At 69.9% G+C, this 14740-nt stretch carries 14 protein-coding genes; 12 read left to right on the top strand and 2 right to left on the bottom strand.

Going from position 1 to position 14740, the window contains the following annotated elements; translation table 11 throughout:
- Positions 1–204: 204 nt before the first annotated feature.
- Positions 205–1695: an amino acid permease gene (locus tag ACZ4WS_RS11735; protein ID WP_467979483.1), complete on the top strand. Its 1491-nt coding sequence runs from the start codon at positions 205–207 to the stop codon at positions 1693–1695.
- Between the two features lie 86 nt (positions 1696–1781).
- Here ACZ4WS_RS11735 and ACZ4WS_RS11730 read toward each other — a convergent pair whose 3' ends face one another.
- Positions 1782–3872: a protein kinase domain-containing protein gene (locus tag ACZ4WS_RS11730; RefSeq protein ID WP_467979968.1), complete on the bottom strand. Its 2091-nt coding sequence runs from the start codon at positions 3870–3872 to the stop codon at positions 1782–1784.
- 231 nt (positions 3873–4103) lie between these two features.
- On the opposite strand from ACZ4WS_RS11730, the gene ACZ4WS_RS11725 reads away from it, so the two are divergent.
- The 3 genes from ACZ4WS_RS11725 to ACZ4WS_RS11715 all read left to right on the top strand — a co-directional run bounded on the left by ACZ4WS_RS11725 (position 4104) and on the right by ACZ4WS_RS11715 (position 5468).
- Entirely contained in the window at positions 4104–4826 is a 723-nt protein-coding gene (locus ACZ4WS_RS11725) for an LPXTG cell wall anchor domain-containing protein (RefSeq protein WP_467979481.1), read from the top strand.
- A gap of 220 nt (positions 4827–5046) precedes the next feature.
- Positions 5047–5412 (top strand): hypothetical protein, encoded by a 366-nt coding sequence (locus ACZ4WS_RS11720; RefSeq protein WP_467980006.1) that lies wholly within the window; start codon positions 5047–5049, stop codon positions 5410–5412.
- Positions 5373–5468, top strand: a complete 96-nt coding sequence (locus ACZ4WS_RS11715) for a BBE domain-containing protein (RefSeq protein WP_467979967.1) — start codon at positions 5373–5375, stop codon at positions 5466–5468. The genes ACZ4WS_RS11720 and ACZ4WS_RS11715 overlap by 40 nt, the downstream gene beginning before the upstream one ends.
- Here ACZ4WS_RS11715 and ACZ4WS_RS11710 read toward each other — a convergent pair.
- On the bottom strand, positions 5458–6048 hold the full coding sequence (locus ACZ4WS_RS11710; protein WP_467979479.1) for a biotin transporter BioY: 591 nt from the start codon (positions 6046–6048) through the stop codon (positions 5458–5460). The two genes, ACZ4WS_RS11715 and ACZ4WS_RS11710, sit on opposite strands and share 11 nt — an antisense overlap.
- Before the next feature lie 554 nt (positions 6049–6602).
- Between ACZ4WS_RS11710 and ACZ4WS_RS11705 the strand changes: the two genes are divergently transcribed.
- The 8 genes from ACZ4WS_RS11705 to ACZ4WS_RS11670 all read left to right on the top strand — a co-directional run bounded on the left by ACZ4WS_RS11705 (position 6603) and on the right by ACZ4WS_RS11670 (position 14716).
- Positions 6603–7832: an ROK family protein gene (locus tag ACZ4WS_RS11705; protein WP_467979478.1), complete on the top strand. Its 1230-nt coding sequence runs from the start codon at positions 6603–6605 to the stop codon at positions 7830–7832.
- 54 nt (positions 7833–7886) lie between these two features.
- A complete protein-coding gene (locus tag ACZ4WS_RS11700; protein WP_467979476.1) occupies positions 7887–8039 on the top strand; it encodes a hypothetical protein in 153 nt (50 codons plus the stop codon).
- A gap of 268 nt (positions 8040–8307) precedes the next feature.
- Entirely contained in the window at positions 8308–9381 is a 1074-nt protein-coding gene (locus ACZ4WS_RS11695) for an ABC transporter substrate-binding protein (RefSeq protein WP_467979474.1), read from the top strand.
- Between the two features lie 5 nt (positions 9382–9386).
- On the top strand, positions 9387–10241 hold the full coding sequence (locus ACZ4WS_RS11690; RefSeq protein WP_467979472.1) for an ABC transporter permease: 855 nt from the start codon (positions 9387–9389) through the stop codon (positions 10239–10241).
- Positions 10217–10951: an ABC transporter ATP-binding protein gene (locus tag ACZ4WS_RS11685; protein ID WP_467979470.1), complete on the top strand. Its 735-nt coding sequence runs from the start codon at positions 10217–10219 to the stop codon at positions 10949–10951. The genes ACZ4WS_RS11690 and ACZ4WS_RS11685 overlap by 25 nt, the downstream gene beginning before the upstream one ends.
- Positions 10948–12279 (top strand): LLM class flavin-dependent oxidoreductase, encoded by a 1332-nt coding sequence (locus tag ACZ4WS_RS11680; protein WP_467979468.1) that lies wholly within the window; start codon positions 10948–10950, stop codon positions 12277–12279. The genes ACZ4WS_RS11685 and ACZ4WS_RS11680 overlap by 4 nt, the downstream gene beginning before the upstream one ends.
- Positions 12280–12294: 15 nt before the next feature.
- Positions 12295–13197, top strand: coding sequence for a TauD/TfdA dioxygenase family protein (locus ACZ4WS_RS11675; RefSeq protein WP_467979466.1), 903 nt, complete (start codon positions 12295–12297; stop codon positions 13195–13197).
- A gap of 133 nt (positions 13198–13330) precedes the next feature.
- Complete coding sequence (locus ACZ4WS_RS11670) at positions 13331–14716, top strand: amino acid permease (protein WP_467979464.1); 1386 nt, start codon at positions 13331–13333, stop codon at positions 14714–14716.
- Positions 14717–14740 lie beyond the last annotated feature (24 nt).

The raw sequence follows: 14740 nt of genomic DNA, 5'->3' as shown, positions 1-14740 counted from the left end.
GCCGGGTGTCGCCTGCGAAAAGTGTGAGCAACACTACAGAACCTCAAGGAAACCTCAAGTAACAATCCGGATTCAAAGGTTCAAGAATTCCAATGCCTCGGATTCACTGGACCGGCTCGTACACCGCTCCCATCAGAGCACCGCGCGAGTCCGTACACCGCTCGTACGGGATCTGCTCATCCGGCGCAAAGGAATCCCCCCTTCATGACCTCGCAGCCGAACCCCACGAAGGCCGCAAGCGGCCCGGGAGGCCCCGGAGAACCCGGTGGCGGCCTCCAGGCCGGACTCAAGAACCGTCATCTTTCGATGATCGCCATCGGCGGTGTCATCGGAGCCGGGCTCTTTGTCGGCTCCAGCTCCGGTATCGCCACCGCCGGTCCCGGCATCCTCCTGTCGTACGCCCTCGTCGGCACGCTCGTCGTCCTCGTGATGCGGATGCTCGGCGAGATGTCCGCCGCCAACCCGACGTCGGGTTCGTTCTCGGCCCACGCCGACCGCGCGCTCGGGCGCTGGGCCGGATTCTCCATCGGCTGGCTGTACTGGTTCTTCTGGGTCGTGGTGCTGGCGGTGGAGGCCACCGCCGGTGCCAAGATCCTCGAAGGGTGGATGCCGGGCGTGCCCCAGTGGGGGTGGGCGCTCATCGTGATGGTCGTCCTCACCGCCACCAACCTGGTGTCCGTGGGGTCGTACGGCGAGTTCGAGTTCTGGTTCGCCGGGATCAAGGTCGTGGCGATCGGCGCGTTCATCATCGTCGGCGGACTGGCCATCTTCGGTGTGCTGCCGGGCGTCGACGCCGAGAAGGCCGGGCTCGGGAATCTCTCCGGCCACGGCGGCTTCCTGCCCCACGGGCCCGGCGCGATCCTCACCGGCGTCCTGCTGGTCGTCTTCTCCTTCATGGGCAGTGAGATCGCGACCCTCGCCGCGGGTGAGTCCGAGGACCCGCAGCGGGCCGTGACCAAGTCCACCAACAGCATCATCTGGCGTATCGGGGTCTTCTACCTCGGCTCGATCTTCGTGGTCGTCGCCCTGCTGCCGTGGAACGACCCGTCCATCAAGGAGCAGGGCTCGTACGTCGCCGCCCTCGACTCCCTCGGCATCGCGCACGCCGGTCAGATCATGAACTTCATCGTGCTGACGTCGGTGCTGTCCTGCCTCAACTCCGGGCTCTACACGGCCTCCCGGATGGCCTTCTCGCTCGGCCGGCGCGGGGACGCGCCGAAGGCCTTCGCGAAGACCACCTCGCGCGGTGTGCCGATGGCCGCGATCGTCGTCTCGGTCGTCTTCGGCTTCGTCGCCGTCTTCTTCAACTACAAGTTCCCGGACTCGGTCTTCCTCTTCCTGGTCAACTCCTCCGGTGCGGTCGCCCTGTTCGTCTGGCTCGTCATCTGTTTCTCGCAGCTGCGGATGCGGAAGATCATCCAGCGCGAGGCGCCGGAGAAGCTGGTCGTGAAGATGTGGCTGTACCCGTATCTGACCTGGGCGACGGCCGCGCTGATCGTCTTCGTGCTCGGCTACATGCTGACCGACACCGAGGGCGAGAGCAGCGGGCGAACGACCGTACTGCTGTCCCTGCTGGTCGCGGCGGTGGTGATCGTCATCGCGCTGGTGCGCCAGAAGCTGGGAGCGGGCACGCCCGCGCCCGCGGGACGGGTCGCGGACGAGCCCCGGGACGAGGTTCCGGTGGAAGTCGGCTGAGCCGGTTGCCCTGACTGCTGACGGAGGGCCCCGCGGCGTTTGCCGCGGGGCCCTCCGTCCGTCGTGTGCGGGTCCCCCCGCTCCGCTCACAGCACGGTGAAGCTGTTCTTGACCCGCTGGTAGACCTGGAGCGCCTGGTTCTCGATGTCCGGCTGGTACCAGGTGTTGATCTGGTACGACTTGCCGTCGGCGTCGAAGCCCAGCAGCAGGGCGTGCCAGTGCACCCCTTTGAGGGTGAAGGTGTACTCCCAGACGACCGCTGGCCGGCCCTGGAAGGTCGTCTTCTCCAGCCGGATCTTCTGGTAGTCCCGCCCCTGACGGGCGTTCTGCTCCGAGGTCTGCCACGTCTTCATCAGGTCTCCCTTGGCGAGTGAGGACTTGGCCGCGAGTTCCTGTTTGCCGTCGGGCGAGGTGTAGTGCACCTCCGAGCCCGTCTTCAGGTCCCGGCGCCAGCCCTTGGGCGTCACCCACGCGTACCCGCCGGCCTCCCGGTGCGCTCCCGGGGGCAGGCTGGGCGCACGCGAGGTGCCCTCGACGGTGGGCGAGGGGGACGGGGAGCTGCCGGTGGTGCCAGTGGTGCCGGTGGTGTCCGACGAGGCGGTCGGTACGGACGAGGAGGAGGAAGCCCCGTTCGTGTCGTCGTGCGATCCTCCCGTCGCCGCCATGATGAGCCCGGCGACGGCTCCCGCGACGACCACACCGCCGGCGGCCGCCAGACCCATACGGCGCCGGCTCCCTCGTGGGCCGGACGGCACTGCGGGGCCGGGGAGTTCACCCGGGGGCATGGGGACGGGTGCGGGGCCTGGTGTGCGGGTGGGGTGGGCGGAGGGGATCTCCGAACCGGCCTCCGCGCGCAGTTCGGAGGGGGCGGAGGCGGGGGCAGGGGTGGGGGTGGGGGTGGGGGTGGGGGTAGAGGGGAGGGGGGTGGTTTGGGAGGCGGCGGCCCCGGCTTCGGGGACTGCTGCTTCGGGAGCCGCGGCGGGCGGCTGCTCCGGCGAGGTCTTCTCGGGGTCCGAGGCGCTCCTGCGCGTCGGGGTTCGCTGCGATGGGATGGCATCGTGCACGGGCTCGGGCTCCAGCTCCGGCTCGAACCGGTGCTCCAGGCGCCCGGGGTCGCTCACGCCGAGATGTTCTTCGTCCGGAGGCGGGATGGATTCAGGGGAATCCGACGGGGGCTGCCGTACCGCACGTATGAGTTGAGCGTCCAGGAGTGCGGGCGTGGGTGACTCCTGCTGGACCGGCGGAAGGGGCGGCATGGCTTCGGGCGCTTCCCGCACCGGCTCGGACTCCGACTCGGGTCCCGTGTACGGCAGTTCGGCGGATTCCGCTCCCGTGCCGGTGGCGCTGTCACTGCCCAGCTCAGTACCACCCCCTGCCGCCACCCCTGCCGCCGCCTCGGGCTCCGGCTCCGGCTCCGGCTCCGGCTCCGGAAAAGCAAGCGCCACGAGCGCCGCCTCAAGTTCCTCCAGGCTGGGCCGGGTCGACGGCTCCTTCTCCAGGAGGGCGGCCAGGATGTCCCGCAAGTCACCTGCGGAGGCAGGGAGTTCAGGCTCCTCGTAGAGGACGGCGTGCAGGGTCGCCAGGGTGGTGGAGCGGGAGAACGGGGAGCGGCCACCGAGGGCGGCGCAGAGGGTCGCGCCCAGGGACCACACGTCGGAGGGCGGGCCCTGCGGGCGGCCCGAGACGCGTTCGGGCGCCATGTAGTCGGGGGAGCCGACCAGCATCCCGACCATGGTGAGCGCCTCCGCGTCCTGCAGCGCGGCGATGCCGAAGTCGGTGAGGACGACCCGGTGTCCGCGGCGCTCGACCAGGACGTTGCCCGGCTTGATGTCCCGGTGCAGCACTCCCCCGGCGTGCACCTGGCGCAGCGCCGGCACCAGTTCGAGCCCGATCCGGGCCGCCTCGCGCGGGCCGAGCGGTCCGTCCTCCACCACGATCTGTTCGAGGGAGCGGCCCGCGACCAGTTCCATGACGATCCACAACCGCTCGCCCTCGTCCACGACATCGTAGATACGGACGACGTTGGGGTGGTCGATCCGGGCCGTGGCCCTGGCCTCGCGCAATGTGCGTTCGCGGCGCGTGCGTGTGTCTTCGGGATCGAGTCCGTCGATCCGCATTTCCTTGACGGCCACCTGCCGGTCGAGCACTTCGTCGGCGGCTCGCCACACCCGCCCCATTCCCCCCTGTCCAATACTCTCGACCAGCCGATAGCGCGCCGTCACCAATAATCCCGGAACACCGCCCTGTACATTCCCCGACAATCCCTGCACCCCCTCAACACCCGCCACAATCGCCCGCCACAACAGAAACACAATGGTCACACTTCAGGCCGTACCAGCATAGTGCGGAGAAATCTTGTGGTACCTCTTCAAGTACTGCGAATTCAGGCGCAGCCAAGGGGGACGAACATGAGTTCTCGTCACACGACGACCATCGCAGGATCGCTGCTCACGGCATCTTTCTCGGCCGTGATGATCCTTTCTTTCACTGCCGTCGCGGACGACCAGGGACCGGGGAGCAGCAAGGGGGGAAAGGTCATTGACGAGGCGCCGGCGGGTGTAAAGCTGACCACGCTGCTGCCCGAGAAAATCTCGGTCGACAACAGTTCACAGAAGACGTCGATCACCGCCACGGTAAAGAACGAAGGGACCAAGGAAAGCGGCGACCTCAGGCTTTTGGTGGTCGGTTTCGACGGCCTGCAGGTCAAGGACGTCAAGGGCTGCTCCGCCCTCGCAGCAAAGGATCTGCCCAAGGGATCGAACAGTGGTTTCAGCTGCGCCGTCGGCAATCTCGCGGCCGGCAAGTCGAAGTCGTACGCCGTCGACGCCACCTTCGATCTGAGCAAGACCGGAAAGATCTGTCTGCCGGTGCAGACGAGTGACGGGAAGAAGACGTTCTGGCAGCAGGGCCCGGTGCCGTTCGGTACGACGAACCCGTCGCCGAACGCCCCGGCCACCCCGCTGCTGCTCGGCACCGACAACAAGCCGGTGGCACCCGGCGGCGACAAGCTGCCCAGCACCGGTCTCGGGAGCGAGGTCCTGCCGCTCGGCGCGGCGGGCGCGGCGCTCATCTCCGCGGGAGCGGCGGGCCTGTGGTGGACCCATCGGCGCCCGCGGTCGCAGCAGTCCTGAGCAGCACCTGATGAAGGCGGGCAGCACTCGGTAAGGGCGGCAGCACCCCGTAAGGCGGGCAGCAGCCGTAAAGGCGGGCCGGGATGCCGAGCGCGGCATCCCGGCCGACCTTTGACCGGCCGACCTTTGACCGGCCGACCTTTGACCGGCCGACCTTTGACCGGCCGACTCCCGGAAAATATGACGGGACCTGTCAGGTAATGCCGCCACGATGAGCCGCATGAACACCGTGGACAACACCGCAGACCAGCTCGTCCTGCGCCCCGGCGACGCCGGGTACGACGCGGAACTCGCCGGTTTCCAGACCGGTTTCGCCCAGCGGCCCGCCGTGATCTTCGCCGCGCCCTCGGCCGACGACGTGGTCGCCGCGGTGACGTACGCGGCCTCCGAGGGCCTGCCGGTCGGCGTCCAGGCCACCGGGCACGGGCTGCCGGGCGCGGCGGAGGGCGGCGTACTGATCACGTACCCGCGTTCGCGGTGCTGGCGCCGCGGACGGTCGGGCGCGCGCTCAACTTCGCGTTCGGGGCGGGCGATCGTACGGAGGGGCTGTACGACGGCGAAACGCGGAAGAGGCTCGCCGGTCTGAAGTCGGAGTACGACCCGGCGAACCTCTTCCGCAGGAACTACAACATCACTTCTTGACGAACTTCCAGGCGGTGGGCAGCGCGCCCATCGCCAGGGCGGCCTTCAGCGCGTCGCCGATCAGGAACGGGGTGAGGCCCGCCGCGATGGCGGCGCTCGCCGACATGCCGGTGGCGAGGGCCAGGTACGGGACGCCGACCGCGTAGATGATCGCCTCGCCCAGCAGCATCGTGCCCGCCGTGCGCAGTACGGAGCGGTCGGCGCCGCGGCGGGCGAGGGCGCCCACGACGGTGGAGGCCAGCAGCATGCCGAGGATGTAGCCGAAGGAGGGGGCGGTGGTGCCGGAGCCGCCGCCGGCGAACCACGGGACGCCGGCCATGCCGACCAGCGCGTACACGGCGAGCGACAGGAAGCCGCGGCCCGCGCCGAGTGCCGTGCCGACGAGGAGCGCCGCGAAGGTCTGGCCGGTCACCGGCACCGGGGAGCCCGGCACGGGCAGGGAGATCTGGGCGGCGAGGCCGGTGAGCGCGGCGCCGCCGAGCACGAGTGCGGTGTCCCTGACGCGGGAGGCGGGAAGCAGGTCGGCGAGGACCTCGCCGGGGCGGGTGCCCGTGCGGGTCGTGGCGGCAGCGGTGCTCATGGGGTCTCCGGCGGGTGCGGGCAGTTGGGGACGTTGCGACGCTATCCCAGGGCTGCCGAGCCGATCACCGTCAGCGCCTGACAAAGGGGGGATCCGGTGCTTGGTGGGCTCTCCACAAAGAGTGCCGGGTACTCCCGTAGAGGGGTGATGCTGGTCACTGAGGTGGGATCGATTTGTCCGCGGGAGTGGGGTGGGGCGGGACTGTGGGGTTCCGCCAAAGGGTTTTCGCCCCCGCCGCCCCTGCCCTTCCCGTACCCGGGGGGCTGCCGCCCCCAGACCCCCGCTTCGGCCTCAACGGCCTTGTCCTCGAACTCCCCCACGACGGGCTGGAAACTCACGCCCGGGGTGAAAAACCCACCTCTGGCACGATCCGCCGCCTACCCCCTACCCTTCGACGCATGGTCCCGCAGGCTGAGAACTTCGCGTCGCGTCGCTATGTCGACCTGCGACGCCAGGGCACGGCCACCTGTCGCCGCGGCTGAGGCGGGCGGAGTGGATCCGGCTCGCCGAGACGTGACGGCGCAGTGTCGGACCAGCTCCCGAGGAAGTACCCCATGCCCCGATCCCTGGCACCCTCCCTACCCTCCGCACCCTCCCCACCCTCCCGACCCGCCGCGCGCCACCGCGTGGCCGACAGCGCCCGCCGCCGGACCAGCGCGAGCGTCGTCCTGCGGTCCGTGCTGGAGCACGGGCCGGTCGCCCGCAGCACCATCGCCCGGCTGACCGGGCTGTCCCCGGCGTCGGTGACCGACTACTGCGCCCGGTTCGCCGCGCTCGGCCTGATCCGGGAGGCGCCCGCGCCCCGCCAGTCGAACGGCGTCGGGCGCCCGCACGTACCGCTCGACCTGGACGACACCCGGTTCCTGGTCGGCGGGGTGCACGTGGCGGTGCCGTACACGACCGTCGCGCTGCTCGACCTGCGCGGCCGGGTGGTCGCCGAGCGGCGGCTGAGCCACGACGGCGGCACCGAGCCGGGCCGGGTGCTCGCGCGGGCGGCCGACGGGCTCGGCGCGCTGCTGGCGGACGCCTCCGGCCGTACGCCGCTGAGCGTGGGCGTGGCCATGGGGGGCTGGGTCGACCGGGACTCGGGGACTCTCGTGGAGCACCCGCTGCTGGGCTGGCGTGACGTGGCCGTGCGGGAGGAGATCGGGGCGCGCACCGGCCTGCCGGTCCATGTGGACGGGCACGCGCGGGCGTTGGTCAACGGGGAGCGGCTGTTCGGGCGGGCGCGGGGCAGCCGGAGCGTGCTGCACCTCTTCGTCGGCAACGTCGTGGACGCCGCCTTCGCCACCCACGACGAGGTGCACCACGGCCCCCGTTCGCAGGCCGGGGCGATCGCCCATCTGCCGCTGGAGGGCGGTACGGAGCGGTGCGGCTGCGGCCGGACGGGGTGCCTGCAGGTCGAGCTGAGCGAGCGGACGCTGTGCCGGCGGGCGCGGGAGAAAGGTGTCATCGACGGTGTGAACCCGATGCACGTCGTCGCCGCCGCGGCCGACGGGGACCCCGTCGCCGTACGGCTGCTGGTGGAGCGGGCCCGGATGGTCGGGCGGGCGGCGCGGCTGCTGCTCGACGTGCTCAACCCGGACACGGTCGTCGTCACCGAGGTGGGTGCCGTGCACCGGGAGGACTGCCTCGGCGCGCTGCGCGAGGCAGTGGGACCGGAGCGGGCGGCGGCGGTCGTGCCGACCAGTTTCCCGGACTCGGTGCTGGCCGTGGCGGGCGGATCGGTGGCTCTCGATGTGTTTTACCGGGATCCGCTGACGCTGTCAGCGGCTCCGATTTAATTCAGAAACTCCGAATGTTGACAGGTGTTGTGCACGGCCAGGAGCATTCTGTGCATGAGCAGCGCGCAGGACTTTTCGCCGGTGATCCGGTCGCGGCAGGGCCGCGACCGGACCGCCGGTGCCGCGCTGTCGCCGTCGCGGCAGGTTCCGCTGACCAAGTGCCGTGTGATCGACCTGATGCGGGTCGGACGCACGCTTTGTTGCTGACGTGTTGACGTGTTGACGTGTTGACGTGTTGACGCACTGACGATCACTCAGCCTCTTGCATTGCGATCGCTCAGCGCCTCGTGTTGACGATCACTCGGCGTCTTGCCCTGTCGATCGCTCAGCGTCTTTCCCTGTCGCTCACTCGGCTTCCCCTTAATGCCGCGCCTTCGGCGTGTGCGCCCCCTCCTGCGCGCAATTTTCCTTTCCGAATTCGCCCTGCCCGGAATTCCGCGCGTTTTTCTGCCACTTGAACTCACGGAGTCCTCCCATGCCACCAGTGCCCCCGTCCGCGTCCGGTGTCGACCGTCGGCTGTTCCTGTCCTCCCTGCTCGGCGTCGCAGCCGCTGCCGGGCTCAGCGGCTGCGCGGGTGCCAGCGCCGCCGACACCCAGTCCAAGGGGGCCGCGTCCGCCCCGCTGGCCGACAAGGTCCCGTCCGGTACGAAGCTCAAGATCGCCTCGTACCTGGGCCAGCAGGAGCTCCAGCTCAAGCTGGCGGGCCTGAGCGAACTGCCGTTCACCGTCTCCAGCTGGGTGAACATCGGCGCCGGTCCCGATGTCATCAACGCCTTCCGGGCCAAGTCCCTGGATGTCGGCAACAACGCGGGCATCCCGCCGATCCAGGCGCACTACCAGGGCTTCGACGCGAAGATCGTCGCGATCAACATCACCCGCAAGCCCAACTACGTCTTCGCCACCAAGCCCGGCAGCGACATCAAGGACGTCCAGGGCTTCAAGGGCAAGAAGCTGGCCTTCTCGCAGGGCCAGGCGCAGGGTGTCGTCCTGCTGCGCGCCCTGAAGCAGGCCGGGCTGAAGTACGACGAGGTGGACCTGGTCCCGCTGACCAGCAACCAGTTCCTCACCGCGCTCCAGGCGGGCCAGGTGGACATCGCCCCGCTCGCCAACAACCAGTCCCCGGCGTACCTCAAGCAGTACGGGTCCAAGGGCGCGCACACCATCACCACCGACGTCGTGGACCTCCTCAACCTGCTGTGGGCGCCCACCTCCGTGCTCGCCGACTCCGCGAAGGCCGCCGCGGTCGCCGCGTACATCCCGCGCTGGGCGAAGGGCCAGGTGTGGGCGTACGAGCACCCCGACGCCTGGAACAAGGAGTTCTACGTCAAGACACAGAACCTGACCCTCGCGCAGGCCCAGTCGATCACCGAGCTCGCCAACAAGCCTCTCTTCCCGCCGAGTTGGGACGAGGCGGTGAAGTGGGAGCAGGAGACCGCCGACCTGCTCGCCGAGGGCGGCTTCGTGAAGGCGTTCAAGGTCGGCTCGCTCTTCGACCGGCGCTTCGAGGGCATCGCGGCGAAGGCCGTCCCGGCGGAATACCGGAGGTGACGGCCATGACGACCACCACCACCGCCACCGCCGCGGTCCCCGCCACGGCCGCCGAAGGGACCCCTCGCCCACGACGCACCAGGCGCCGAGGCCTCGCCCCCGGAAAGCGGCTGCCCGCCTCCCGCCTCATCGGCCCAGCGCTCTTCTTCGCCCTGTGGGCGATCGCGTCCGCGGCCGGGCAATTGGACCCCAACGCGATTCCCGCGCCCTGGACGGTCCTGAAGACCGCCGGTCATCTGTGGACCGCCGGCACGCTGTCCAAGGATGTGCTGACGTCCCTGGAGCGTGCGGGATACGGGTTCGCCCTCGGTCTGACCGCCGGTGTGACCCTGGCGCTGGCCGCCGGGCTCAGCCGCGTCGGCGAGGCGCTGATCGACGGGACGGTGAACCTCAACCGGGCGATCCCGACCCTCGGTCTGATCCCACTGTTCATCCTCTGGCTGGGAATCGGCGAGACCTTCAAGATCGCGATCATCGCCATCGTCGTCTACATCCCGATCTATCTGAACCTGCACGCCGCGCTGTCCGGCATCGACCACCGCTACGTCGAACTCGCCGAGGTCCAGGGCCTGTCGAGGTTCCGGTTCATCCGGGAGATCGTCATTCCCGGCGCGCTGCCCGGCTTCTTCGTCGGGCTGCGGCTCGGGGTGACCGGCTCGTGGCTGTCCCTGGTCGTGCTGGAGCAGATCAACGCGACCAGCGGACTCGGCTACATGATGTTCCAGGCCCAGAACTACGGCCAGAGCGACGTCATCCTCGTCGGACTGCTGATCTACGGCGTCTTCGGACTCGTCTCCGACAGCGCGGTCCGCCTCATCGAACGGAGGGTGCTGTCGTGGCGACGAACACTCAGCAGCTGACCCGGCCGGCGGTCCAACTCCGCGGCCTCACTCGCTCCTTCGAGGGCCGTACGGTCCTCGACGGCATCGATCTCGACCTCCCCGCGGGCCAGTTCACGGCCCTGCTGGGGCACAGCGGCTCCGGCAAGAGCACCCTGCTGCGCGCCATCGCCGGACTCGACCACACCGTCACCGGAAGCGGCCAACTCACCGCCCCGGAACGGGTATCGGTCGTCTTCCAGGACTCCCGGCTGCTCCCCTGGCGTCGCGTCCTCGACAACGTGCTGCTCGGTACGGACGGCAAGGAGGCCGCGCAGAAGGGCCGTTCGGCTCTCGCCGAGGTGGGCCTCGCGGGGCGCGAACGGGCCTGGCCCAACGAGCTGTCCGGCGGTGAGGCCCAGCGCGCCGCGCTCGCCCGTTCCCTCGTACGGGAGCCCGAACTGCTCCTCGCCGACGAGCCGTTCGGCGCGCTGGACGCGCTCACCCGGATCCGGATGCATGTACTGCTGCGCGAGCTGTGGGAGCGCCACCGGCCCTCCGTGCTGCTCGTCACGCACGACGTGGACGAGGCGATCGTGCTCGCCGACCGCGTGCTCGTGCTCGACCAGGGCCGGATCGGCCTCGACCTGGCCATCGAGCCACCCCATCCGCGCTCGTACCGGGACCCGCTGCTCGGCGAGTACCGGGAGCGCCTGCTCGCCGCCCTGGGCGTCACGGAGGACCACGCATGACCCGCCAGCTCCACCTCAACGCCTTCCTGATGAACACCGGCCACCACGAAGCCTCCTGGCGGCTGCCGGAGAGCGACCCGTACGCGCACGTCGAACTGGCCCACTACGTCAACCTCGCGCGTATCGCCGAGCGCGGGACGTTCGACTCGCTCTTCCTCGCCGACGGCCCGGTCCTCTTCAACAGCGTGGGCCAGCGCCCGTCCGGTGCCCTCGAACCCATCACCCTGCTCACGGCGATCGCCACCGCCACCCGGCACATCGGCCTGATCGCCACCGCCTCCACCTCCTACAACTCGCCCTACAACCTGGCCCGCAGGTTCGCCTCCCTGGACCATCTCAGCGGTGGCCGGGCGGGCTGGAACATCGTCACCACCGCCGGCGCGGAGGCCGCCCGCAACTTCGGGCTCGACGACGAGCCCGCCCACGCCACCCGCTACGAGCGCGCCGCCGAGTTCCTCGACGTGGCGCTCAAGCTCTGGGACAGCTGGGAGGACGACCTGGTCGTCGCCGACAAGGCGGCCGGAGTCTGGGGCGACGAGCGGAAGATCCATCCGGCGCGCCACAAGGGGACGTACTTCAGCGTCGACGGCGCCCTCAACGTGCCCCGCACACCGCAGGGTTACCCGCTCCTCGTGCAGGCGGGCTCCTCGGAGGACGGCAAGCGGTTCGCGGCGCGCTACGCCGAGGCCGTCTTCACCGCCCAGCAGACGCTCAAGGACGCGCAGGACTTCTACGCCGACCTCAAGTCCCGTACGGCACAAGCGGGTCGGGACCCCGATCACATCAAGATCCTGCCCGGCATCGTCCCGGTCATCGGCTCGACCGAGGCCGAGGCGCGCGCCCACGAGCGTGTTCTCGAGGACCACATCGTGTACGAGCACGGGCTCTACCGCCTCGAACACCTCCTCCACCTGGAGCCGGGCACCCTCGACCTCGACGCGCAGCTGCCCGCCGGCCTTCCGCCGGAGAGCGCGATCGAGGGGGCCAAGAGCCGGTACACGCTCGTCGTGGAGCTCGCCCGGCGCGAGCGGCTCACCGTCCGCGAGCTGATCGGCCGACTCGGCGGCGGACGCGGCCACCTGACCTTCGCCGGTACGCCCGAGCAGGTCGCCGACGCGATCGAGGAGTGGTTCCGGCAGGGCGCGGCCGACGGCTTCAACATCATGCCCGCCGTGCTGCCGTCCGGCCTCGAACTCTTCGTCGACCAGGTCGTCCCGATCCTGCGCGCCCGGGGCCTGCTCCGTACCGAATACGGGCACCGCCGGACCCTGCGGGAGAGATACGGACTCCCCCGCCCCGCCAACCAGTACGCCGGCACCCTCGTCTGAAAGGACCCACCGCACATGGCTGACATCGAAATCCACAAGGTCACCGGCAACATCGGCGCCCGGATATCCGGCGTCGACATCGCCAAGCCTCTCGACGACGAAACCGTCGCCGCCCTCCGCGCCGCACTCAACGAGCACAAGGCGCTGGTCTTCGACGACGTCGATCTGGACGACGAGGGCCAGCAGGCCTTCGCCCGCCACTTCGGCGACCTCACCACCGCCCACCCGACCGTGCCCGCCGTGGCCGGCGCCCCGAACGTGCTGCCCGTCGACAGCGAGCGGGGCCGCGCCAACCACTGGCACACCGACGTCACGTTCGTCCTCAATCCGCCGCAGGCCAGCACCCTGCGCAGCCTCACCGTCCCGCCGTACGGCGGCGAGACCCTGATCGCCAGCTCGGCGGGGGCCTACCGCGACCTGCCCGAGCCGCTCCGGCTGCTCGCCGACACCCTGTGGGCCGAGCACACCAACGACTACGACTACGCCGTACCGGAGGAGGAGATCGACGAGGACAAGGCCGCGCAGCGCGCCCAGTTCACCTCGATCAAGTACCGCACCGCCCACCCGGTCGTCCGGGTCCACCCGCTGACCGGTGAGCGCGGGCTGTTCATCGGCGGGTTCGCGCAGCGGATCGTCGGCCTGTCGGTGGGCGAGTCACGCAAGATCCTCGATCTCCTCCAGGCGTACGTCACCCGGCCGGAGAACATCCTGCGCTGGCGCTGGTCCCCCAACCAGCTCGTCCTCTTCGACAACCGGATCACCCAGCACTACGCCGTCGACAACTACGACGGCCTGCCGCGCCGCCTGCACCGCGTGACCGTCGCCGGTGACGTGCCGGTCGGCATCGAGGGCAAGGAGAGCTACTCGATCGCGGGCGACGCCTCGCACTACACCTCGGTCCATACCCCGGCCGCGTAACCGGGCCTGCACGCTCCGCACCCTGCGTGTCCGCATACTGGGCAGCCCCTCCCTCTGAGCGGAGAGGCTGCCCAGACTGTGGGGGTTTTTTGCCCACCCGCACGTACTCGCACGCAAGGGACCACCTGCTCTCATGTCCCGCACCACCCTCGACTCCCCGCCCGGCACCCCCGGCACGGACGTCTCGCTCTCCCACGGGCTCAAGCAGCGCCACCTCTCGATGATCGCCCTCGGCGGTGTGATCGGCGCGGGCCTGTTCGTCGGCTCCGGCGCGGGCATCGCCGCCGCCGGACCCTCCATCGTCATCGCGTACGCCGTCTCCGGCCTGCTCGTCATGCTGGTGATGCGGATGCTCGGCGAGATGTCGGCCGCGTATCCGTCGTCCGGCTCCTTCTCCGCGCACGCGGAGCGGGCGATCGGGCCCTGGGCGGGCTTCACCGCCGGCTGGTCCTTCTGGGTGCTGCTCTGCACCGCCGTGGGCCTGGAGGGCATCGGCGCCGCGAAGATCGTCACCGGCTGGCTGCCGGGCACGCCCGAGTGGGCGTGGGTGGCGCTGTTCATGGTCGTCTTCTGCGTCACCAACCTCGCCGCCGTGAAGAACTTCGGCGAGTTCGAGTTCTGGTTCGCCGCGCTGAAGGTCGGCGCGATCAGCCTGTTCCTCGTCCTCGGCGTACTCGCGATCGCCGGGGTGCTGCCCGGCACGGACTCTCCGGGGAGCTCGAACCTGAGCGACTTCCTGCCGAACGGCAGCGAGGGGCTCGTCATCGGCCTGCTCGCGTCGGTCTTCGCGTACGGCGGTCTGGAGACCGTGACGATCGCGGCGGCCGAGTCGGAGAACCCGGTCCAGGGCGTCGCGAGCGCCGTCCGTACGGCGATGTGGCGCATCGCGCTCTTCTACATCGGCTCGATGGCGGTCATCGTCACGCTCGTCCCGTGGGACTCCAAGGAAGTCGTCGAGAAGGGCCCGTACGTCGCCGCCCTCGACCACCTGGGCATCCCGGGCGCCGGTCAGCTGATGAACGTGGTCGTGCTGGTGGCCCTGCTCTCGGCGATGAACGCCAACATCTACGGCTCCTCGCGCATCGCGTACTCCCTGGTCGAGCGCGGCCACGGCCCGCAGGCCCTGGGCAAGGTGTCGGCCGGTGTGCCGCGCGTCGCCGTCCTCGTCTCCTGCGTCTTCGGCTTCGTCTGCGTGGTGCTCAGCTACTGGCGGCCCGACGACGTCTTCCCCTGGCTGCTGAACATGATCGGCGCGGTGATCCTGGTCGTCTGGATCTTCATCGCGGTCTCGCAGCTGCGGCTGCGGCGCACGGTGGAGCGTGAGGCGCCGGAGAAGCTGGTCGTGCGGATGTGGCTGTTCCCGGCGCTGACCTGGGTGGCGCTGGCCGGGATGGTCGCGATCTTCGTCCTGATGGCACGCGAGCCGGACACGCGGGTGCAGCTCTACTCGACGGGCGGGATGACGCTGTTCCTGGCGGCGGTCGGCTACGCCTGGCAGCGGGCGCGCGCCAGGAGCTGACGTCTCTCAACTGCCGAAAGGCCC

It is taken from the genome of Streptomyces sp. NPDC029292, from assembly GCF_055569295.1.
The sequence above is the reverse complement of the archived record's forward strand: the minus strand, read 5'-3'. Positions and strand labels throughout refer to the sequence as shown.

Excerpts from the sequence above, each read along its gene's own strand:
- ACZ4WS_RS11700 (WP_467979476.1), top strand. The coding sequence starts at position 7,887 with ATGAGCAGCGCGCAGGACTTTTCGCCGGTGATCCGGTCGCGGCAGGGC.
- ACZ4WS_RS11695 (WP_467979474.1), top strand. The coding sequence starts at position 8,308 with ATGCCACCAGTGCCCCCGTCCGCGTCCGGTGTCGACCGTCGGCTGTTC.
- ACZ4WS_RS11710 (WP_467979479.1), bottom strand. The coding sequence starts at position 6,048 with ATGAGCACCGCTGCCGCCACGACCCGCACGGGCACCCGCCCCGGCGAG.
- ACZ4WS_RS11670 (WP_467979464.1), top strand. The coding sequence starts at position 13,331 with ATGTCCCGCACCACCCTCGACTCCCCGCCCGGCACCCCCGGCACGGAC.
- ACZ4WS_RS11705 (WP_467979478.1), top strand. The coding sequence starts at position 6,603 with ATGCCCCGATCCCTGGCACCCTCCCTACCCTCCGCACCCTCCCCACCC.
- ACZ4WS_RS11725 (WP_467979481.1), top strand. The coding sequence starts at position 4,104 with ATGAGTTCTCGTCACACGACGACCATCGCAGGATCGCTGCTCACGGCA.
- ACZ4WS_RS11680 (WP_467979468.1), top strand. The coding sequence starts at position 10,948 with ATGACCCGCCAGCTCCACCTCAACGCCTTCCTGATGAACACCGGCCAC.
- ACZ4WS_RS11720 (WP_467980006.1), top strand. The coding sequence starts at position 5,047 with ATGAACACCGTGGACAACACCGCAGACCAGCTCGTCCTGCGCCCCGGC.
- ACZ4WS_RS11690 (WP_467979472.1), top strand. The coding sequence starts at position 9,387 with ATGACGACCACCACCACCGCCACCGCCGCGGTCCCCGCCACGGCCGCC.
- ACZ4WS_RS11735 (WP_467979483.1), top strand. The coding sequence starts at position 205 with ATGACCTCGCAGCCGAACCCCACGAAGGCCGCAAGCGGCCCGGGAGGC.
- ACZ4WS_RS11675 (WP_467979466.1), top strand. The coding sequence starts at position 12,295 with ATGGCTGACATCGAAATCCACAAGGTCACCGGCAACATCGGCGCCCGG.
- ACZ4WS_RS11730 (WP_467979968.1), bottom strand. The coding sequence starts at position 3,872 with ATGGGGCGGGTGTGGCGAGCCGCCGACGAAGTGCTCGACCGGCAGGTG.